The sequence below is a fragment of the Xanthomonas theicola genome (assembly GCF_014236795.1).
Taxonomy (GTDB): Bacteria; Pseudomonadota; Gammaproteobacteria; order Xanthomonadales; family Xanthomonadaceae; genus Xanthomonas_A; species Xanthomonas_A theicola.
Map to the genome: position 1 here is coordinate 56,066 of NZ_CP049017.1, position 19,537 is coordinate 75,602.

Annotated in this window: 9 protein-coding genes and 6 pseudogenes; 8 read left to right on the forward strand and 7 right to left on the reverse strand. The window is 66.7% G+C overall.

Going from position 1 to position 19,537, the window contains the following annotated elements; genetic code table 11:
- Positions 1–10: 10 nt before the first annotated feature.
- On the reverse strand, positions 11–4,936 hold the full coding sequence (locus tag G4Q83_RS00290) for an IPT/TIG domain-containing protein (protein ID WP_128421119.1): 4,926 nt from the start codon (positions 4,934–4,936) through the stop codon (positions 11–13).
- Positions 4,937–5,057: 121 nt separating this feature from the next.
- Here G4Q83_RS00290 and G4Q83_RS00295 point away from each other — a divergent pair, with 121 nt between their 5' ends.
- Positions 5,058–6,083, forward strand: coding sequence for a cytochrome-c peroxidase (locus G4Q83_RS00295; RefSeq protein WP_158255050.1), 1,026 nt, complete (start codon positions 5,058–5,060; stop codon positions 6,081–6,083).
- A 15-nt stretch (positions 6,084–6,098) separates the two neighbouring features.
- On the opposite strand, the gene G4Q83_RS00300 is transcribed toward G4Q83_RS00295, so the two are convergent.
- Both G4Q83_RS00300 and speA read right to left on the reverse strand, forming a co-directional pair.
- Entirely contained in the window at positions 6,099–6,572 is a 474-nt protein-coding gene (locus G4Q83_RS00300) for a hypothetical protein (protein WP_128421117.1), read from the reverse strand.
- 125 nt (positions 6,573–6,697) lie between these two features.
- On the reverse strand, positions 6,698–8,587 hold the full coding sequence (gene speA / locus G4Q83_RS00305; RefSeq protein WP_128421116.1) for an arginine decarboxylase: 1,890 nt from the start codon (positions 8,585–8,587) through the stop codon (positions 6,698–6,700).
- 306 nt (positions 8,588–8,893) lie between these two features.
- Here speA and speE point away from each other — a divergent pair, with 306 nt between their 5' ends.
- Entirely contained in the window at positions 8,894–9,745 is an 852-nt protein-coding gene (speE, locus tag G4Q83_RS00310) for a polyamine aminopropyltransferase (protein ID WP_128421115.1), read from the forward strand.
- 433 nt (positions 9,746–10,178) lie between these two features.
- On the opposite strand, the pseudogene G4Q83_RS00315 reads toward speE, so the two are convergent.
- Positions 10,179–10,519 (reverse strand): annotated as a pseudogene (locus G4Q83_RS00315) (P-II family nitrogen regulator); the annotation flags it as partial.
- A gap of 175 nt (positions 10,520–10,694) precedes the next feature.
- Here G4Q83_RS00315 and ubiK point away from each other — a divergent pair.
- Both ubiK and G4Q83_RS00325 read left to right on the forward strand, forming a co-directional pair.
- Positions 10,695–10,964, forward strand: a complete 270-nt coding sequence (ubiK, locus tag G4Q83_RS00320) for a ubiquinone biosynthesis accessory factor UbiK (RefSeq protein ID WP_128421114.1) — start codon at positions 10,695–10,697, stop codon at positions 10,962–10,964.
- A 12-nt stretch (positions 10,965–10,976) separates the two neighbouring features.
- Positions 10,977–12,538 (forward strand): annotated as a pseudogene (locus G4Q83_RS00325) (YifB family Mg chelatase-like AAA ATPase).
- A gap of 57 nt (positions 12,539–12,595) precedes the next feature.
- On the opposite strand, the gene G4Q83_RS00330 reads toward G4Q83_RS00325, so the two are convergent.
- Both G4Q83_RS00330 and G4Q83_RS00335 read right to left on the reverse strand, forming a co-directional pair.
- Complete coding sequence (locus G4Q83_RS00330) at positions 12,596–13,423, reverse strand: alpha/beta fold hydrolase (RefSeq protein WP_185817305.1); 828 nt, start codon at positions 13,421–13,423, stop codon at positions 12,596–12,598.
- A 226-nt stretch (positions 13,424–13,649) separates the two neighbouring features.
- Positions 13,650–14,614: pseudogene (locus G4Q83_RS00335) on the reverse strand (IS1595 family transposase).
- Between the two features lie 191 nt (positions 14,615–14,805).
- On the opposite strand from G4Q83_RS00335, the pseudogene G4Q83_RS00340 reads away from it, so the two are divergent.
- Positions 14,806–15,225: pseudogene (locus G4Q83_RS00340) on the forward strand (transposase); the annotation flags it as partial.
- A 230-nt stretch (positions 15,226–15,455) separates the two neighbouring features.
- Here G4Q83_RS00340 and G4Q83_RS22745 read toward each other — a convergent pair.
- Positions 15,456–16,063 (reverse strand): annotated as a pseudogene (locus tag G4Q83_RS22745) (transposase); the annotation flags it as partial.
- A 300-nt stretch (positions 16,064–16,363) separates the two neighbouring features.
- On the opposite strand from G4Q83_RS22745, the gene G4Q83_RS00350 reads away from it, so the two are divergent.
- From G4Q83_RS00350 to G4Q83_RS22750, 3 genes and pseudogenes are all read left to right on the forward strand, one after another.
- Entirely contained in the window at positions 16,364–17,680 is a 1,317-nt protein-coding gene (locus tag G4Q83_RS00350) for a PstS family phosphate ABC transporter substrate-binding protein (protein ID WP_128421806.1), read from the forward strand.
- 198 nt (positions 17,681–17,878) lie between these two features.
- Positions 17,879–18,862 (forward strand): IS5 family transposase, encoded by a 984-nt coding sequence (locus tag G4Q83_RS00355; protein WP_128421805.1) that lies wholly within the window; start codon positions 17,879–17,881, stop codon positions 18,860–18,862.
- A gap of 196 nt (positions 18,863–19,058) precedes the next feature.
- Positions 19,059–19,504: pseudogene (locus G4Q83_RS22750) on the forward strand (winged helix-turn-helix domain-containing protein); the annotation flags it as partial.
- Positions 19,505–19,537 lie beyond the last annotated feature (33 nt).

Sequence of the window (19,537 nt, forward strand, 5' to 3'; positions counted from 1 at the left end):
CCAGGGACGATTACTGCAGGGTCAACCCCACGCTCGCTGGGGCGCCATATGCCGGGCTCACGCTCACGTGGTACTCGCCACTCACCGGCAGAGGGGGCAGTTCCCATGCGTGGGCGGCGGTGGCGCTCAGCCCTGTCAGCGCGCTGCCATCGGGCTTGTAGAGCATGTAATAGATGCTCCCGCCCGACGGGATCGTGCTCTGGCCGGAAATCTGCAAGGTGACGCCCTTGCCCGCCTCGCCGTTGAAGCTCAGCCAGCCGTTCTGGCCCTGTCGAGGAAGTTCGAGTTGCAGGCGCGCGTTCCGACGCAGCGTCGCCGCCCGGTCGGTCGACAGCGTCGCCTTGAACGCGATCGTCTGGTCGGCCGTCTGCGGTGTCACGTAGAGCCGGTAGGTTCCGGCGACAGTGGCAGCGATGTCCATCTCGCAGCCGCCAGACCGTGGATGGCACGAGGTGCTGGCAACGTAACCGTCGGGCCCGTAGGCGACCGCCGAGAAGTAGCTGCCGGCCGATGTCCGCAGATCGTCCAGTCCGATGCCCAGGCGCTGGTTGGCCTTGGCCTGGAAGGTCAGGAAAGCGCTCTGCCCGCCGAAGTCGGTGGCGACCTGGGCCGAGGCGCCATCCACCTGCAGGGTGCTGCTGCCCGATGCCAGGGTGAGACGGACACGGCCGGTCTCGCCCTGGCCGGGATCCACCAGCACCGTGTATCTGCCACTGCTCGGCAGGCTCGGCAGGCTGATCGCATCGTAGTTGGCCGTGCTGGTGCTGGTCAGCAGCGCCCCATCGGGCCGGTAGATGCGATAGTAGAGGGTGCGCGCTGCGGGGACCGTGGCCTGGCCTGCGATCTGCAGCGACAGCCACTCGCCGGCCTGCCCCGAGAAGCTCAGGCGTGCGTTCTGGCCCCGGCGAGAAATCGCCAGATCGAGCGGCACGTCGCGTTCCAGGCTCGCAATCAGGTCCTGCGAGAGCGTGGCCTTGAAACGCATGGTCTGGCTGGCGCTCTGCGGCGTCACCACCACACTGTAGGTTCCTGCGGTCGCAGCGCGGATGTTGAGCGCGCAACCATCGTTGTAGATCATGCAGGCGGTGCTGTCGGCGCTGCTGCCGTCGGGACGATAGGCATAGACGCTCACATACGTCCCGCTCGACACCGACAGCGCGCTGATGCCCAGTCCGAGCAGCTGGCCCGCTGTCGCCTGGAAGGTCAGATACGCCGATTGTCCCGGCTGCGCGGTCGACAGTTCGCCGGCATCGCCATCGACGACGGTGCCGCTGCCGGCGGTCAGTACCAGTTGGGATGTCACCGTGCTGCCGTAGCCCGGATCGACGAACACCATGTACTCTCCACTCGCCGGCAATGTCGGCATATTGAGAGTGGTGTAGTGGGTGGTGCTGCCGATGGCCAGCAGTGCGCCGTCTGGCTTGTAGACTGCATATCCGACGCTGTTGCCGGCCGGCAGCGTGGTCTGGCCGGCGATCTGCAGCGCCAGGCTCTGGCCGGCCTGCGCGGCGAAGCTCAAGCGCGCGTTCTGGCCACGGCGCGGCACATCCAGCTTGAACGAGGTCTCCCGCGGCAGCGCCATGCGCAGGTCGTTGCTGACGCCGACCTTGTACTTCATCGTCTGGGTGGCATCCAGCGGCGTCACCACGATGCCGTAGGTACCGGCCTGCGGTGCGCGCAGATTCAGATCGCAGCCTTGATTGGACTGGTAGCAGGTCGCGCTGACGACGCTGCTGCCGTCCGGTCGATACACCTGGACCAAGACGTAGGATCCGCTGCTCAGCACAAGGTCGCTGATCCCCACGCCGATCCGCTGATCCACTTCGGTGACCGCGAACGTGGTGAAGGTCGCCTGGCCTCCGACGGTGGTGCTGAAACTGCCGTGCGCACCATCGATCACCGGCGCACCAGCGTTGCCGGCGGTCAACAGCACGCGCGCCTGCATCGTGGCGCCATAGCCCGGATCCACGAAGAGCAGGTACTCCCCACTGGCGGGCAGGTTCATCAGCCTGAGATCGTCATGCGTATCCACCGAGCTGCTGGTCAGCAGCCTGCCATCCGGCCGGTAGAGGGTATAGACCACCCCGCGCCCGCTCGGCACGGTCGATTGCCCGCTGATCTGCAGCGCCAAGTTCTCACCGGCCTGCGCGGTGAAGGTCATCCGTGCGTTCTGACCGCGACGCGGCACGGCCAGTTCGGCCGGCACTTCGCGCTGCAGCACCCCTCGCAGGTCGTTGGACAGCGTCGCCGTGAAGCGCGCCAACTGGCTGGCGTTCTGCGGCGTGACGACGATGCCGTAGGTGCCCACCATGGTGCTACGAATATCGAAGTCGCAACTGCCATAACTCTGGTAGCAGATCTCACTTGCCTCCAGCGTTCCGTCCGGACGGTACACGCTGGCCTGCAGATAGGTTCCGGCGCTGAGTTCGATATCACCGATCGCCAGGCCCAGAGACTGGCCGAGCTTGGTGGCGACGAACGTCAGGTAGGCCGGATGTCCGGAGATGGGCGCCACGAAATGCACAGGCTCGCCATCCACGGCCAAGGCGGTCTGCCGGCCGTCGCTCAGCGTCACTCTCGCTTCCATCGTCTCGCCCTGCTCGGGATCGACGAAGACGTGGTGGCGTCCCGTCGCCGCGAGCGTCGGCAGCAAGAAGGTCTGGAAGCCGGTGCTGCTGCCTTCGACAAGCACGCTGCCATCCGGCTTGTGGACCTGATACCTGACCGATCTGGCCGCCGGCACCGTGGCCTGTGCTGCCACCTGCAGGGCCAGCGTTTCACCCGCCTGTGCATCGAAGTAGAGCTGCGCATTCTGGCCGCGGCGGGCGATCGCCAGTTGCAGCGATGCTTCGCGGGCGATGTCGGCGCGCAGGTCGTTGGACAGCGTCGCCTTGAATTGCATCGTCTGGCTGCCGCTGGCCGGCTCCACGATCACGCTGTAGCGCCCGGCCACCGGCGCGCGGATGTCGAGATCGCAGCCATCATCGGACTGGTAGCATGCAGCGCTGGCCAGGCCAGTCCCGTCGGGCCGGTAGACGTAGACATAGGCATGGCTGCCACTGCTCAGCGTCAGTGCGCTGATGCCCAGCCCCAGGCGCTGGCCGACCTCGCCGACGTCGAAGTTGAAATAGACCGACTGCCCGCCGGACGGCGTGGTGAACTGCCCTTGATCGCCGTCGATCTGCGTGCCGTTGCCGCTGCCGTCCATCAAGATGATGCGCGCGTGCATCATGGCGCCGTGGTCGGGGTCGGCGAACACGACGTACTCACCGCTTTGCGGCAGATGCGGCAGATTGAGCAATTTGTAAGCGGAAAGGTAGCTGCTCGTCAGCAGGGTTCCGTCAGGTTTGTAGACCGCATAGGTGGCGTACGTGCCGGCGGGCTGGGTGGTCTGCGCCAGCACCTGCAGGGCCAGCGCGTCGCCGGCCTGCGCGGTGAAGGCCAGCCTGGCGTTCTGGCCGCGCCTGGGTAGGACCAGATCCAGGGGTTTCTCGCGTTGCAGGCCGGCATACACGTCATTGCTCAACGTGGCCTGGAGTTGGAAAACCTGGCCGCTGGTGCCGGGCGTGAACACCACGCTGTACGTACCGGCCTGCGGTGCGCGGATGTTCAACTGGCAGCCCGCGTAGGAAATGTGGCAGGTGGTGCTGGCCACCGAAGTACCGTCGCCGCTCAGCACCGCGACCGACATCCAGGTGCCGGTGGACAACGTGATGCCGCTGACGCCCAGTCCCAAGCGCTGATCGCGCAACGCAGAGAAGAGGAGACGTTTCTTCTGGTCGCCGATGGCGGTGATCACCGGCGACGAATCGCCATCGGCAACGATCGGCTTGCTGCGTTCGATCGAAAGATTCCAGGTCGCCGGTCCCTGCACTGGCTCGATCAGGAGCAGGTAGGTGCCGGCCCTGTCCGCCGGCGGCAGCAGCAGGCTCGGGCTGCTCGGCGTCACGGTGCCACTGGTGACCTTGCGATTGAACGGGTCGTACACGGTGTAGGCGAGACTGGCGACGCTGATCGCCGAGAACTGGGCATCGAAGTATTCGCCCAGCGCCGCGTCCACGAGCACCGCCACCTGTTTTCCGGTGGCCCGGACCGAAAAGCGGCTCGCCGGCGCATCCGCGGCCACGCGCGCGGTGGAGGTGACGTCGGCCGCATCGATGCCGCTCGGCAGCACGACCAGGTCCTGTGCGCTGGTGGCCATGCCGTAAGGGGTCGTCACCGACACCTTGCCGCTGGCCGCCGTCGGCGGCACCACAAAACTGAGCGCGGCATCTTGCGCGCTGCCAATCGGACTGGAGCGCGTCCCGATCGCCACGGTCGTCTGATGGCGGAGCGGGTAAAGCGATTTGCCGGTCACCGTGACGCTGGCGCCAGTCGTGGCCACCAGCGGGGAAACACGATCGATCCGCGGCGCCAGTGCGCTCTCGTCGACGATGAAGGCGTCGGTACTGGAGACCGATTGCGCACCCACGGTCACCGAGACTGGGCCGGTGACTGCACCGGGAGGCACGACCGCGACCAGATCGCTACTGCTGGCACTGGCGACGCTGGCGACCACGCCGCCAAAGCGGACCACGTTGTCAGCGGGGTCCGTGTTGAACCCATGGCCCCGCAGTCGCACCTGGGTGCCGCTGGTGCCACGCCTGGGCGTGAAGGAGAACAAGGCCAGTTCGCCGGCCGCGATCCGCTCGACCTGCACGATGTTGCCGACGACGTCGTAGACGTAGCGCGCCGACTCGCCCGCATCGTTGGTGACCGCGATCAAGCGTCCATCGGCGTCATGTACGTAATCGGTGGCTGGCGCAGGACCCACGAACGCTGCAGCGAGTACGCAGAGTATCCAGACGATGAAACGGGTCCGGAATCCGGTCGCCTTGCGCCGCCCCTTCGGCAAATCCCGGCCAACGCCAGTTCGCGCGCACTCGGTCACGTCCATTGCAGCTCACCCCTGAGCTTGCGGCCATCCGGCCGCCCTGTGGATTGCGAGCGCCGCCATGGCGCGTCCTGGGCCGATGATTTACAGTCGGATCGGGGTGTTGTCAAGGCGGACACAAGGGATGCGATTTGCAACCGGGCGCTTCATTGCGAACGTCGCGTCGTCATGGTTTCTTCTTCTGATATTGATAGGTTGCACACGCGATGATCGGAAATCCGCCTCTCGCGAGGCGCGATTGGTCCACGTCGGTCAGCGGATTTTCAACGACGCGCGGCTTGGCGCGGATGGACGCACCAGCTGCGCGACCTGCCATGTCCCCAGGCTTGCCTTTACCGATGGCCGCGCGGTTTCGGCTGGTGCGTTCGGCCGCCTCGGCACCCGCAACGCCCCCAGCCTGATCGGCGTGGCCGATCGCGGCCCGCAATTCTGGGACGGCCGCGAGAGCACACTGGCGCGCGCGGTGATGCAGCCATTCGGCAACCCCAGGGAGATGGGGGACGACAGCCTTGCACCTGCGTTGCTGCGCATCGCTGCGCAAGCCGACTACCGCGAGGCGTTCGGGGAACACGTTGAAGAGGGGGATGTCGCTGCCGCACTGACTGCCTATCTGCAATCACTGGACGATGCATCGAGTCCGTTCGAGCGCGCGCATCGCGCGGGCGATTTTGCCGCACTCGGCGAGGAGGCCGCGCGTGGCCTACGCCTGTTCCAGGGAAAAGCGCAATGCGCTGGCTGCCACGTACCGAATGGTGGGCACAACGCTTTCAGCGACGGACGGTACCATCACGCCAGCGTCGGCTTCGCGCGCATCGCCGGTCACATCCGCGCATTGCATCGACGGGTCGAGAAAGCGCACCAAGCCGGCGAGCCGATCGGCCCGCTGGTGCTGGCGGACGCGGACGTCGCCGAACTCGGGCGCTTCGCGGTGACTGCCGATCCGCGGGATCTGGGGGCTTTCCGGACCCCCAGCCTGCGCAACGTCGCGCGCACGGCACCCTACATGCATGATGGCAGCATCCAGACGCTGGAAGCAGCCATCGAGCACGAACTGTACTACCGTGGACTGGCCAGCGGCCAGCCGATCAAGCTGACCGTGGAAGAACAGCGCGAACTGGCCGCGTTTCTGCGGACACTCAGTACGCCATAGCGCTACGCGCAAGACTCAGGGCCTGGCCGGTTCCGCCACGTCCTCCGGAAAGATCTCCAATTCCTGGCTACCGGCAAGCTGGCCATTCAAACTGACTTCGAACAGATAACGCCCAGGCGTCCATTCAGGCGAAGGCTCGAAGTACATGCTGGGCACTGGCGCGTTCGCGGCACTCAGTCGCACCTTGTCCGTCCTCACGGTTCTGCCGCCGGCCAGCGCGATCATCTTGACCGACAATTCCGCGCGCGCGGCGCTCCCCTTGGTCTTGAACGCAATTTCCAGCCTGTCCTTCGGGAAGGCAGGACGCAGCGGCGTGTCCGAAGCCTTGCCGACAGGCCGTACAACGATCTCGTTGATTTCCAGCTTTTCCGCCGCCGGCTCCGGCTTCGAGGCAACGTCCTGCCCGGCTGGTGGCTGGCTGCAGCCGATCAGCGCCGAAGCGCCGATGAGAAGAGCACCGACCAATACCAGACGTCCTTTGAATGCCATGACACGCTCCTTGCAATGATGATCCGCCGGGCAATCTTATCTGGAAATCTCAGTGTCTCCACAGACCCGATCAGCACGCAGATCGCACCTATGTCAGCCACGACGCGGCGTGCGCGCCGCGATCCTCACCCCAGCGGTTCGTCCGACAGATAGGTGTAGCCGGTCAGTCCCGCTTCCAGCGCCGCCGACAAGGCCCGCGCCTGCTCCACCGGCAGTTGCGCGACGGCCACCCGCTCGGCGTAGGCGGCGCGCAAGTCGTCCAGGCGGTAGCCGACATAGTCCAGCATCACGTCGGTGGTGTCGCCGCGACGCTGCTGCGCGATGCGGTAGCCATTCCCGTCCACCGCCACTTCCACCGCGTCGGTATCGCCGAACAGATTGTGGATGTCGCCGAGGATCTCCTGGTAGGCGCCGACCAGGAAGAAACCGATCCGGTACGGCTCGCCGGGACGCAGCGGATGCAGCGGCAGCGAGGAATCCAGGCTCTCGTTCTCGACGTAGGTCTTGACCATGCCGTCGGAGTCGCAGGTCATGTCGCAGATCACCCCGCGCCGCGCCGGCGCCTCGTCCAGCCGCTCGATCGGCAGGATCGGGAACACCTGGTCGATCGCCCACACGTCGGGAATCGACTCGAACACGCTGAAGTTGACGAAGTACTTGTCCACCAGCCGCTCGTTGAGCTCGTCGAGCACCGGTCGGTGGCTCTTCTCCTCGCTGCTCAGGCGCTTCCGCACCGCGTGCGCGATCACCTGGAACAGGTCGTCGATGCGCGCGCGCTGCGGCAGGTCGATCTGGCCCAGCGCGTAGCTGGACAGGCCTTCGGCATGGAAATGCTGCGCTTCCTGGAACAGCTCCACCGCCGGGCGCACGTCCAGTTCGTCGTGGATCTCGCGCAGGTGGCGGATCGCCGCCGGCTCGTCGGCGCGCGCGTCGGACACGCGCCCTTCCGGCGCCTGCTCCACTTCCGAGACGTTGGCGATCAGCACCGCATGGTGCGCGGTCATCGCGCGGCCGCACTCGGTGACGATGCGCGGCGGCGCCAGGCCGTGCTCCTCGCAGGCGTTGGCCAGCGGCTGCACGATGTTGCTGGCGTAGGAATGCAGGCCGTAGTTGATCGAGCAGTAGCTGCGCGAACGGGTGCCTTCGTAGTCGATGCCCAGGCCGCCGCCGACATCCACGTGGCTGATCCTGGCGCCCAGCTTGGACAGCTCGACGAAATAGCGCGTGGCTTCGCGCATGCCGTTGGCGATGTCGCGCACGTTGGAGATCTGAGAGCCCATGTGGAAGTGCAGCAGGTTCAGCGACTGGGCGTATTCGGTATCGCGCAGCGTCTTCCACAGGTCCAGCACCTGCCGCGGCGACAGCCCGAACTTGGCCTTGTCGCCGCCGCTGTTCTGCCACTTGCCCGCGCCCAGCGAGGCCAGGCGCATGCGCACGCCCAGGCCCGGCTTCACGTCGAGCGCGCGCGCCTCTTCCAGCACCAGCTTCAATTCCGACGGCTTCTCGATGACGATGAAAGTCTGCAAGCCGAGCTTGCGCCCGATCAGCGCCAGGCGGATGTACTCGCGGTCCTTGTAGCCGTTGCACACGATCAACCCGCCCGGCCGCGACAGCGCCAGCACCGCCATCAGTTCCGGCTTGCTGCCCGCTTCCAGGCCGAAGCCCTCGCCCTGGTGGCCGGCCAGGGTGCCGGCCACGCCGCGATGCTGGTTGACCTTGATCGGGTACACCGCGGTATAGCCGCCGGCATAGTCCCAGTCGGCCTGGGCCTGGGCGAAGGCGGCCTGCAGCTTGCCCAGGCGCTCGCCGAGAATGTCCGGGAAACGCACCAGCATCGGCAGCTTGGCGCCGGCCGCGCGCGCCGCGTCCACCACTTCCGGCAGCGCGATCGCCACGCCCTCGGCGCCCTGTGGGCGCACCACCACCCGGCCGGCCGGATCCACGTCGAAGTACCCATCGGCCCAGTGCGGGATCGAATAGGTCTTGCGGGCTTGGTCGAGGGACCAGTCGCTCATCGGGGCGGACTCGGCGGGAAAAAGGGCGTGGATTGTAACGCCTGCTACGCGTGGGCTCCGTTACAATCCGCGCCGGCCTGACGCCCCTCGCCCCGGCGGGAGCGGAGCCGGGTGAGGGTTCGGGCGCCGTGCCGCGTTGAGTGCACGAGGCTGCGCCCTGCATGATCCGGCGAAGGGTGGGGCATGGCATCGCGCGATTCGGTTGCACGAAGCTGCGCCCTCCCCTCATCCGGCGCCTCGCGCCACTTTCTCCCCCGGCGGGAGAAGGAACGGCCTGCATTCTTTTCAGTTTCTTAGGACCCCTGCATGAGCGCCAACGACAACTGGTACATCGAACACTTCCAGCCCACCGGCTCGGCGATCGGCTACCGCATCACCGGCAAGCTGGACGAGGTGCAGTCGCCGTTCCAGAAGATCGAGATCTACGACACCACCGACTGGGGCAAGCTGATGGTGATCGACGGCGCGGTGATGCTGACCACGCGCGACAACTTCTTCTACCACGAGATGATCAGCCACCCGGCGCTGTTCACCCACGCCGCGCCCAAGCGCGTGGTGATCATCGGCGGCGGCGACTGCGGCACCCTGCGCGAGGTGCTCAAGCACCCGGGCGTGGAGCGCGCCACCCAGTGCGACATCGACGAGCAGGTCACGCGCATGGCCGAGAAGCATTTCCCGGAACTGTGCGAGTCCAATGCCGATCCGCGCGCCGAGCTGCTGTTCGACGACGGCATCGCCTACATGGCCAATTGCCCGGCCGGCAGCGTGGACATCGTCATCGTCGACTCCACCGACCCGGTCGGCCCGGCCGAAGGTCTGTTCAACGAGGCCTTCTACGACAGCTGCTGCAAGGCGCTGAAGGACGACGGCATCCTAGTCCAGCAGTCCGAATCGCCGCTGGCGCTGCTGGACCTGATCAAGGAAATGCGCACCGAGATGGGCAAGGCCGGCTTCGCCAGCTTCCACACCGTGCCGTTCCCGCAACCGTGCTACCCGACCGGCTGGTGGAGCGTGACCCTGGCGCGCAAGCACGGCGGATTCGACTTCCGCCAGGACGACGCGGCCGCCAAGCCGTTCGCCACGCGCTACTACAGCGCGCATCTGCACACCGGCACCCAGGTGCTGCCGCCGTTCGTGGCCGAAGCGCTGGCCGGATGAGCCCATGGCGGCGGCAGCGCCAGCGCTGCCCACCGAACAGAGCCGGCGCCGCGCGATAGCGCGACGGCGCCGGGCGCGACGCGGGCAGTGTCGCGAAGGCCCCTGTGCGCCTCGACGCGCGTTCCCGCGATGATGCGGCGCGCTAGCGCGGCGGTGGCGTTTCCTGCAGGGTGTCGAAACGGCCGTCGGGACGGAAGCCGAAGCGATACGCGCTCATCGGCCGCGCGTACAGTGTGTTGATCCGGCTTTCCCAGCGCCGCGTTCGCCGTCGTCGCCGACCACGAAATAGATCGCGCGATCGCTGTCGCCAGCGGCAGATCCTCGCGCTGGTCCGGGTGCAGCGCCGGCAGCCGTTCCACCGGCCAGGATCAACGCCGCCAGCAGCGGCAGCGTCCGGCACCGCGCGCATCGCCGCGGCGCCACGCCCGGGTGACAGTGCGTCCGCATCCAGTTCGCCGGTGCGGATCCGCAGCACCGTGCTCAGGTCGTAGACGAACACCTTGCCGTCGCCGATCTTGCCGGTGCCGGCGGCCTTGACGATCGCCTCGAGCACGCGCTCGACCTGGTCCTTGCCGACCGCCACTCCCAGCTTCACCTTGGGCAGGAAATCGACCACGTACTCGGCGCCGCGGTACAGCGTCGGTCGGTGTGGCCCTTCTGCCGGCCGAAGCCCTTGACCTCGATGACGGTGATCCCGGCCACGCCCTGCGCGGCGAGCGCTTCGCGCACGTCGTCGCGCTTGAACGGCTTGATCACGGCCATGATCATCTTCATGCGGCTTTCTCCAATCACACTGGCGTCAGCATAACGCGGTTGCGCGATGCCCGGCCGCCGGGTTCAAATGACCGCGCGCTCATCACCGGAGTTTTCCGACAGCGCGCCGCGCCCGGCACCGATGGCACCGAACCACAGGGTGCCGCAGTCTGGGGCCACCTGCCGGAGCATCGCCATGATCGACCTCAACCACCTCGACGAACTCGCCCGCCGCCTCAGCGACCTGGTGCCGCCGGGCCTGCGCGAATCCCGCGACGAACTGCACAGCACCTTCAAGGGCGCGCTGCAGGCCGGGCTGGGCAAGCTCGACCTGGTCACCCGCGAGGAGTTCGAAGTGCAGCGCGCGGTACTGTTGCGCACCCGCGAGAAGCTGGAAGCGCTGGAACGCCGCGTCGCCGCGCTGGAAGCGGCGCGCAGTGGCGACGTACCGTCCGCGCAAGCCTGACCGCCCGCCATCATGAGCCTGGCGCTGGTGCACAGCCGTGCCCGCGCGGGGGTGCTCGCGCCTCCGGTCCGGGTCGAGGTCCATCTGTCCGGCGGGTTGCCGGCCACACACATCGTCGGCCTGCCCGAGGCGGCGGTGCGCGAATCGCGCGACCGGGTGCGCGCCGCCATCCTGTGCGCGCAATACGCGTTCCCGGCGCGGCGCATCACCATCAACCTGGCTCCCGCCGACCTGCCCAAGGAAGGCGGCCGCTTCGACCTGCCGATCGCACTGGGCATCCTCGCCGCCGCCGGGCAGCTCGACCCGCAGGCGCTGGATGACTACGAGTTCCTCGGCGAACTGGCCCTGACCGGCGAACTGCGACCGGTCGATGGCGTGCTGCCGGCGGCGTTGGCCGCCGCCCAGGCCGGTCGCACGCTGATCGTGCCGGCCGGCAACGGCGCCGAGGCGGCGCTGGCGCAGCACGTGCAGGCGTTCACTGCACGCACCCTGCTCGACGTCTGCGCGCAGTTGAACGGCGCCAAGAGCCTGCCGGCGGCCGCAGCCCTGCCGGCCGCGGCCACGCCGTTCCCCGACCTGAGCGACGTGCGCGGGCAAGCGCAGGCGCGGCGCGCACTGGAGATCGCCGCCGCCGGCCACCACCACCTGCTGCTGATCGGCAGCCCGGGCTGCGGCAAGACCCTGCTGGCCTCGCGCCTGCCCGGCATCCTGCCCGACGCCAGCGAGGCCGAGGCGCTGGAAAGCGCGGCGATCGCCTCGGTCAGCGGCCGCGGCCTGGACCCGGCGCGCTGGCGGCAACGCCCATATCGTGCGCCGCACCACACCGCCAGCGCGGTGTCGCTGGTCGGCGGCGGCACCCAGCCCCGCCCCGGCGAGATCTCGCTGGCGCACCACGGCGTGCTGTTCCTGGACGAACTTCCCGAATGGAACCGGCATGCGTTGGAGGTCCTGCGCGAACCGCTGGAATCGGGCCAGGTCACCGTGTCGCGCGCCGCCCGCAGCGCCGAGTTCCCGGCACGCTTCCAATTGATCGCGGCGATGAATCCCTGCCCCTGCGGCTGGGCCGGCGACCCCAGCGGCCGCTGCCGCTGCACCGCCGACAGCGTGCGCCGTTACCGCGCGCGCATTTCAGGCCCCTTGCTGGACCGCATCGACCTGCACGTGGAGGTGCCGCGGCTGCCATCGCAGGCGCTGCGCGCCGACGCGCCTACCGGCGAGAGCAGCGCCGCTGTGCGCGCCCGGGTGGAACAGGCACGGCAGCGCCAACTGACCCGCGCCGGTCGTCCCAACGGCCAGCTCGGCCACGGCGAGACACTGCGCGACTGCCGCTTGCAGCCGCGCGACGAAGCACTGCTGGAACACGCCATCGACCGCCTGCGGCTGTCGGCGCGCTCGCTGCATCGCATCGTGCGCGTAGCGCGCACGATCGCCGACCTGGACGGCAGCGAGGCGATCGCCACGCCCCACCTCACCGAGGCGATCAGCTATGGGCGCAGCTGGATCGCGGCGAACCGGCAACGGTGCGGCCGGGGTCTTTGGCGCCTGGCAGCGATGCGCTGCGCGAGGCGGGCTAGCGTCACTACCACGTCAGGCCGCGCTTTCCCACGCTGCAGCCACCTACCACGCATGCCTCAGCCCGATGTCGACGTCACGAATTCGGTCAGCAAGGCATTGCAGCGCCGCGCATGAGTGAGGGTCATGCCGTGCGAAGCGCCGGCGAGGACGTGGTGGCGCGCATCGGGCAACCAGTCGGCGAGCGCAGCGGCGTTGTCGCGGTACTGCGCCGGGCTCAGTTCGCCGCTGACCAGCAGCACCGGCACCGCCATGCCCATGGCCTGCTCGCGGTCGTAGGCCGGCAACGCGTCGCCGATCTGCGGGACCAGCGTCTGCGCGTTGTCGCACACCATCTGCTGGAACGAGGCGCTGCTGCGCGCCCAAGCGCCAGGCTGGCTGACCGAATCGACGAAGCATTCCAGACCCGCCTCGACCTGTCCGGCATGCAGCAACGCGATCGCCCGCGCGCGGATCGCCGCCACTTCCGCGGGCAGGCCCTGCGGCTGCGGCCCGCCCGGATCGAACAGGCTGAGGCTGGCGATCGCGGCCGGGCGCTGCAGCGCGGCCTGCCAGGCCACGGCGGCGCCGCGCGAGTGCCCGACCAGATGCACCGGTCGCCCGTAGCCGGCGGCGAACGCAGCGACCTGCTGCGCATGCCAGCGCCAGCCGAAGCGATGCCGCAGCGACCATTGCAGCCGCGGAAAGTACTGGCCCAGGCTCAGCGCGGCGACATCGAACCGCTCGCAAAGGCCGCGCAGCTGCGGCGCCCAATAGCGGTAGTCGCACAGGGCGCCATGCACCAGCAGCACCGGGGCACCGTCGCCCATCCGCAAGTAGGCTAGCGCATCGTCGTCGCCGAGCAGGCGGACCGCAGGCTTGCCGGGCGGCGCGCGCGGACTGGTCACCAGCGGCTCCCGGCACGGCAACGGACCGACAGCGGCGCCAGGCGATTCATCGCCGCGCCGGCGCCGGGAGCAGCAGCAAGGGGATACGCTGCCGAGGAATCGGCCTTCGCTGCGGCAGCACGGGCGCTGCGCGCGGGCGGCGGTGCGGGATCGGCTGGCGAGGGCCCGGAAGGAACGAATTTAAAATGCAAGCCAATTTGAAAAATTACCTGATTAGCCCTGACTCTCAGTTGTGGGAATTGCTAGGCGCACGCAGAACCGGCTGCGGACAAGGCATGCACCGCATCATGGCGTTGGCAAGTCGCAGCAGCAGCTCGCGCAACTGGAATCTGCGATTGAAGCGGTAGGCGGCTTCGGCCAGATACCCGCCTTGCGTATTTGCCTTGTGCGACGGCGTGAGACACGCGGCGGATGGCGCGTTTGAGGTTGCCAGGCACCCCATTGACCCAGCGGGCGCCAGCCGCTTCGGTTGCAGCACGCCCTCTGCCGGCGTCCGGCGTGGTGTGCGCGTGGCCGGCATCCTCCAGGCGGCGGAAGCAGGCCAGCCCCTCGGTATGGACCTCGCATTCGGGCGCCAGGCGGCGCGCAGTCCAATCCGTGAGCGAGGCATTGTCGAAGTTGCGCACCGGCGCGATCGCCACACGACTCGGCGCCGTGAAGGTGGCATCGGTCTACACCGCAATCAGGAACGATTGTTCGTTCTGCGATCCGCGCCCGGCCTGACCGCCGTGACGCTCGCCGCCCAGACAGGCATCGTCGATCTGCACAACACCAGACAGTTTCCGCGTGGCTTCGCGCTCGGCCATGGCCTGCATGATCTTGTGCTTCATCCGCCAGGCCGTCTTGTCGTTGACCGCCAGATGACGCATCAGCTCCAGCGCGGCCAGATTGGTTTTGGTCCAGGTCCACAGGGGCAAGGCCAGCATCCAGGCGCGCAGCGGCAGTTGGGCGCCGGCAAACAGCGTGCCTGCCATCAGACGGGTCCGATGCCGGCACGCGCTGCATTGGTCGTAGATCGCAGCACCACGCTTGCAACGCGACCGCGCCCGCCCAGCACAGCAGGGACAGCGAAATCCCTTGCGGCCACCGCCATTTGTAAAGAGTGCGGTAACACTTGGCCTCGGCGCCGTAGGACGCGAAAAACTCGGGCATCGACAATCCCGCTTGGAACTGCACCGCATCGATGCTCATCACGCCACCTCGTTGTCTTCATGATGACAGCAGCATCAACTCAGGGCGGCGCAGATCCTGCGACGGCTGGCTGAAGGTCAGGGCTAACCAGGAAAAATTAATAGGGATTACATTGCACAAATGTCCCCATTGATTCTACTGTGTCATAAATAAAGCATCCTTTCGATAACCCACGAAACAATGGGATCGTCATGGTGGCATTGGGCAACGCGGTGCGTTCTTCAGCGTATCTGGATGCGCTGTGCGGTGCGCTCGGTCATGCTAATCGCGCAGCGGGATTGCGCGGCGACTGCAGCGGATGCATGCTGCCGCTGGAGCGTAAGAGCGTGGAACCCTTGGCGGCGCATGTGGATCCGTTGCGGGTGCGCGCTCGGCATCAAGCCTTGCACCACTTCGTGGCCAAGTCGGATTGGTCCGATGAAGCGGTGTTGGCGCGGGTCCGCGAGCAGGTCTCGTCCCGGATGGATTTGGAGGCAGATGTGTACTGGATCGTGGACGACACGGGTTTTCGCAAGAAGGGGCGGCATTCGGTGGGCGTGGCCCGACCGTATGGCGGTGAGATCGGCAAGCAGGACAACGGCCAAGTGACGGTGAGCGTGTCGTTGTCAACACCGCTATCTGGTGACCGAACGCTTGCGCGGATCGCATCGAAAAAAAACCGTCACGATGCGTGCAACCTGCCTTACCCGAGAATCACCTCCCACGCGGCGCGCCCACAACGCGCTCAGCGCCACGTGACCAACTCGATAGCGACGTGACGCTGGGCAATCGCCGTCGTGATCGGAGTCAGGCTGCTTGAGGGAGCACTCCTGAATCCCCTTATCTAGCGACATAATAAGACTAGGTAGCGCCGGGCATACTGGGCCTGCCGGATCGGGTATAGACCCCGCTGATCGCGCGCTTGAGATTGGCCAGCACCACGTCGACCCAATGCGCCCCTGGCACTTCGGTGGCCGCACGCCCCCGGCCTGCAGCGTGGTGTGGGCATGCCCGGCCTCTTCGAGCCGGCCGAAACACGCCAGGCCATCGCGGTCGACCTCGCACTCCGGCGCCAAGCGGCGCGCAATCCAGTCCTTGAGCGAGGCATCGTCCAAGCCGCGTACCGGTTCGATCACCGCAAACGTGGGAGGCTGGTCAGGCGCGTCGGTCTGCACGGCGATCACCAACGGCGGCCTGTTCTGCGATCCGCGTGCGCAACGGCAGCTTGGTGTTCTCCAGCAGCGTGCCGGCGGTCAGGCTGGCCTGGTGGTGACAAGCTTGGCACGCGTAGCAGCGCACCCGGGCCCGGCCGAAGCGCAAACACCGGCTGCCCTGCCAGGCAGGGCAGCGAAAACCGTGCGGCCAACGCCATCGGGACAGGGCGTGGTAGCACTTGCCCTGGCCGCCATAGCGTTCGATGAACTCGGCCATCGACACGCCCGGCTGGAATTGCGCGGCGTTGATGCTCATGACCGGCCCCCTTGGCTCCAGGCGGTCATAGCGTGGGTCATTCAAGACTCAGATCCTGCGACTGATCACTGATAGTTGGCGATAATCAGGAAAAATTATGTCAGCGGCACGACTGAACACGCGATTCCACGCCGCGCATCACAGGTAAGAAAATCTTCTGACGGATGTCGCCGCAGCATCATCTGCCGAGCACAGCCTTTGTCGGCGCCAGTCGATGGCGCTAGCACGTGACAGGTCAGCTACAGGTCAAGAATTCCCCCTGGATCCATTCCGTCGTTTTCTCACCAAGGAGAAAGGCAAATGCTCACCTTCCATTCCTCTCGCATCTCGCCCCTTATCAGCGCGGTCGCCCTCGCGATCGCGGCCCTGTCCACCGGCTCGGCCATGGCGGCCGAAAACCTGTATGGCGGCGGTGCCACCTTCCCGGCGCCGGCCTATGTCGGCGACAGCTACACCGGCGTGACCCCGAACGCACGCCTGTCAACCAATGCCGGCAACAGCGCCGGCAACGGCGCCAACACGGTGGCGCTGGGCAGCAGCTCGGTGTTCCTGGCATACAGCAACCGTAGCAGCAACAAGGTCTCGTACTGCCAGACCGGCAGCGGCGTCGGCAAGGCCACCGTGGCCGGCCGCACCGCCGCCAACCAGGCCTGCAACGATTTCCGCACCGCACCGGCGGGCCTCAGCGCCGCTTCCGCCACGCCGGACTTCATCGGCACCGATGCGCCATACAGCACCACCGACTACAACGCGTTCCTCAATGGCGGCAACGCCGGCCGCGTTGGCATCCTCCAAGTCCCGACCCTGGCCGGGGCGATCGCGCTGCCGCAAAGCACCCCGACCGCCAGTTTCGACCTGAGCACCGCGCAGATCTGCCAGATCTATTCGGGCCTGGTCAGCGACTGGAGCAGCGTGGCCGGCAGCGGCACCAGCGGCCCGATCAAGATCGTCTACCGCACCGACGGCAGCGGCACCAGCTTCGCCTTCACCAGCTACCTGACGCGCACCTGCAACGGCAGCAACAACGTGCCGTCCGGCTTCGTCTTCCGTCCGAACCAGACCTTCGACGCGGCGCTGCCGGCAGGCGGCGTCAATGGCGTGTACGGCTCGCGTGCGATCGGCGCCGGCAGCAACAACGGCGTGGTGACCGCGGTGCGCGGCAACAGCGCCGCACTGGGCTACGCCGACATCGGCGAGGTGCTGCTGCAACAGGCACAGTATGTGACCGTGAACAGCTTCGATCCGAAGAACTTCGGCAGGGACGCCAACGGCAATCCGGCCCCGGTGAACCTGCCGATGGCGTCGCTGCTGAGCGGCCGCGTGCTCGACGGCGCGACCGTCAACGCCGTGCCGGGCAACGGTAGCGCCGCGGTGAAGAACTGCGTGCGCCTGGTCAATCCGAACACCTCCATCACCAATGCCTACCCGATCGCCGCGATCACCTACCTGGCCGGCTTCACCAGCGGCAATGGCGGCGCCGCGCACGTGCAGGCGCTCAAGGACCTGTACAACACTTTCTACAATACCAGCGCGCGCCCGGCGCTACCGCAAGGCTTCGCCTATCTGGGCGGCATCAACGCCGCGGCGCAGAACACGGTCAACACCTGCGTGCAGTAAACAATAGCGCTTCGGCGCTTATGCGACCGGCGGGCAGCGATGCCCGCCGGTTTTCTGTCGACTGGGCGATCGCATCCAACCCAGGATCTGTGCGGCGCAGCGCGATCCGTGCGCTGGCGGTCGTGTGTCTTTAGGGATGGTCTGAACAACTCCCCCTGATCCTGCGACAATCGTACAAAGCCCACCGGGACAACGACTATGCAATTGTCTTTCGGCGACGCGGAGTACAACGGCAAGGGCAAGCAGACGCGGCGCGAGGTGTTCCTGGCGGAGATGGATCAGGTGGTGCCCTGGAAGGACCTGCTGTCACTGATCGCGCCGCACTATCCGAAGTCAGGCCATCCGGGCCGGCAGCCATACCCGCTGGAGACGATGCTGCGCATCCACTTTTTGCAGCAGTGGTACGCACTGAGCGACCCGGGGGCGGAAGAAGCCTTGTACGACACGGTGTCGATGCGCCGTTTCGCCAAGATCGGCGGGTTGGATGAGGTGCCGGACGAGACCACGATCCTCAACTTCCGCCGGTTGCTGGAGCAGCACGATTTGGCGCGCACGCTGTTCAACCCGATTCATGCGCACCTGTCGCGCAAGGGCCAGAGCCTGCGCGGCGGCACCATCGTGGACGCCACGATCATTGCCGCGCCCAGCTCGACCAAGAACAAGAACGGCGAGCGCGACCCGGAAATGCACCAGACCAAGAAGGGCAATCAGTCCTCCTTGGGGATGAAGGCCCACATCGGCGTGGACGATGAGTCCGGGCTGGTGCACCACGTGGAATGCACGGCGGCCAACGCCGCAGATATCACCCAGGCGCACAAGCTGCTGCACGGCAAGGAAGACACGGTATGCGGCGACAGCGGCTATACCGGGCCGGCCAAGCGCGAGGAGATGGCGAGCAAGCGCAAGCTGCGCTATCTGATCGCGGAGAAGCCCTCGAAGCTGAAGCAGATCAGGAACAAGCGCGAACGGAAGCGGGCCGAGCGCTGGGAACATACCAAGGCCAGCCTGAGGGCGAAGGTGGAGCATCCGTTTCGGGTGATCAAGCGTCAGTTTGGCTACGTCAAGGTGCGCAATCGCGGCCTGGCGAAGAACACGGCGCAGGTGCTGACGCTGTTTGCGCTGTCGAACCTGTGGATGAAGCCAAAGCAGTTGATGCCTGTTGTGGGGAGGGTGGGCCTGTAACCCGGGCAATACCCCGAAAATGCGCCGGAGACGGCGAAAAACCGAGAGTCTGAGCGCCGTGGGCGTGGTCGATATGGCTTGCCTCATCCTCCGACCGCGTTGATCAGACTATCCCTAATGAGAATTGCGGAACCCATGACAACCAAAACCGCTGTCGCACGCTATTCGATCAAATGTCTGATCGGGAGATGGGTACATGGCCAAGATGGACGAAGCCACACGCAAGCGGGTGCATGCAGGACGACTGATGCTGGCGGACAAGACGCCCGCCTAGGCGGCGCAGGCCGTGGGCGTGGCGCGCCAGACCTCCTACACATGGAAGGCTGCGCCTGGATGAAGGCGGCATTGCAGCGTTGCGCTGCATGGGCAGCCCGCGCAACTCGATGGCAAACAGCTTGACGGGCTGCGCGCTGCCTTGCTCCAGGGCGCCATGGCCCACGTTTCGGAACTGAGCTGTGGACGCTCAAGCGAGTGGGCGTGCTCATCGATCGGCCGTATGGGGTGCGCTTCAGCCAAGTACACGTCTGGCACTGCGGGGCGCGATGGGCTTCAATCTCGCAAAAACCAGAACGCCGTGCCATAGAGCGCGACGAGGCGGTGGTGGCGGTTTGGAAGCGCAAGACGTGTCCTGTGCCCAAAAAACTGTGTGCCAAGGCTTTTCGTTAACCTCAATTC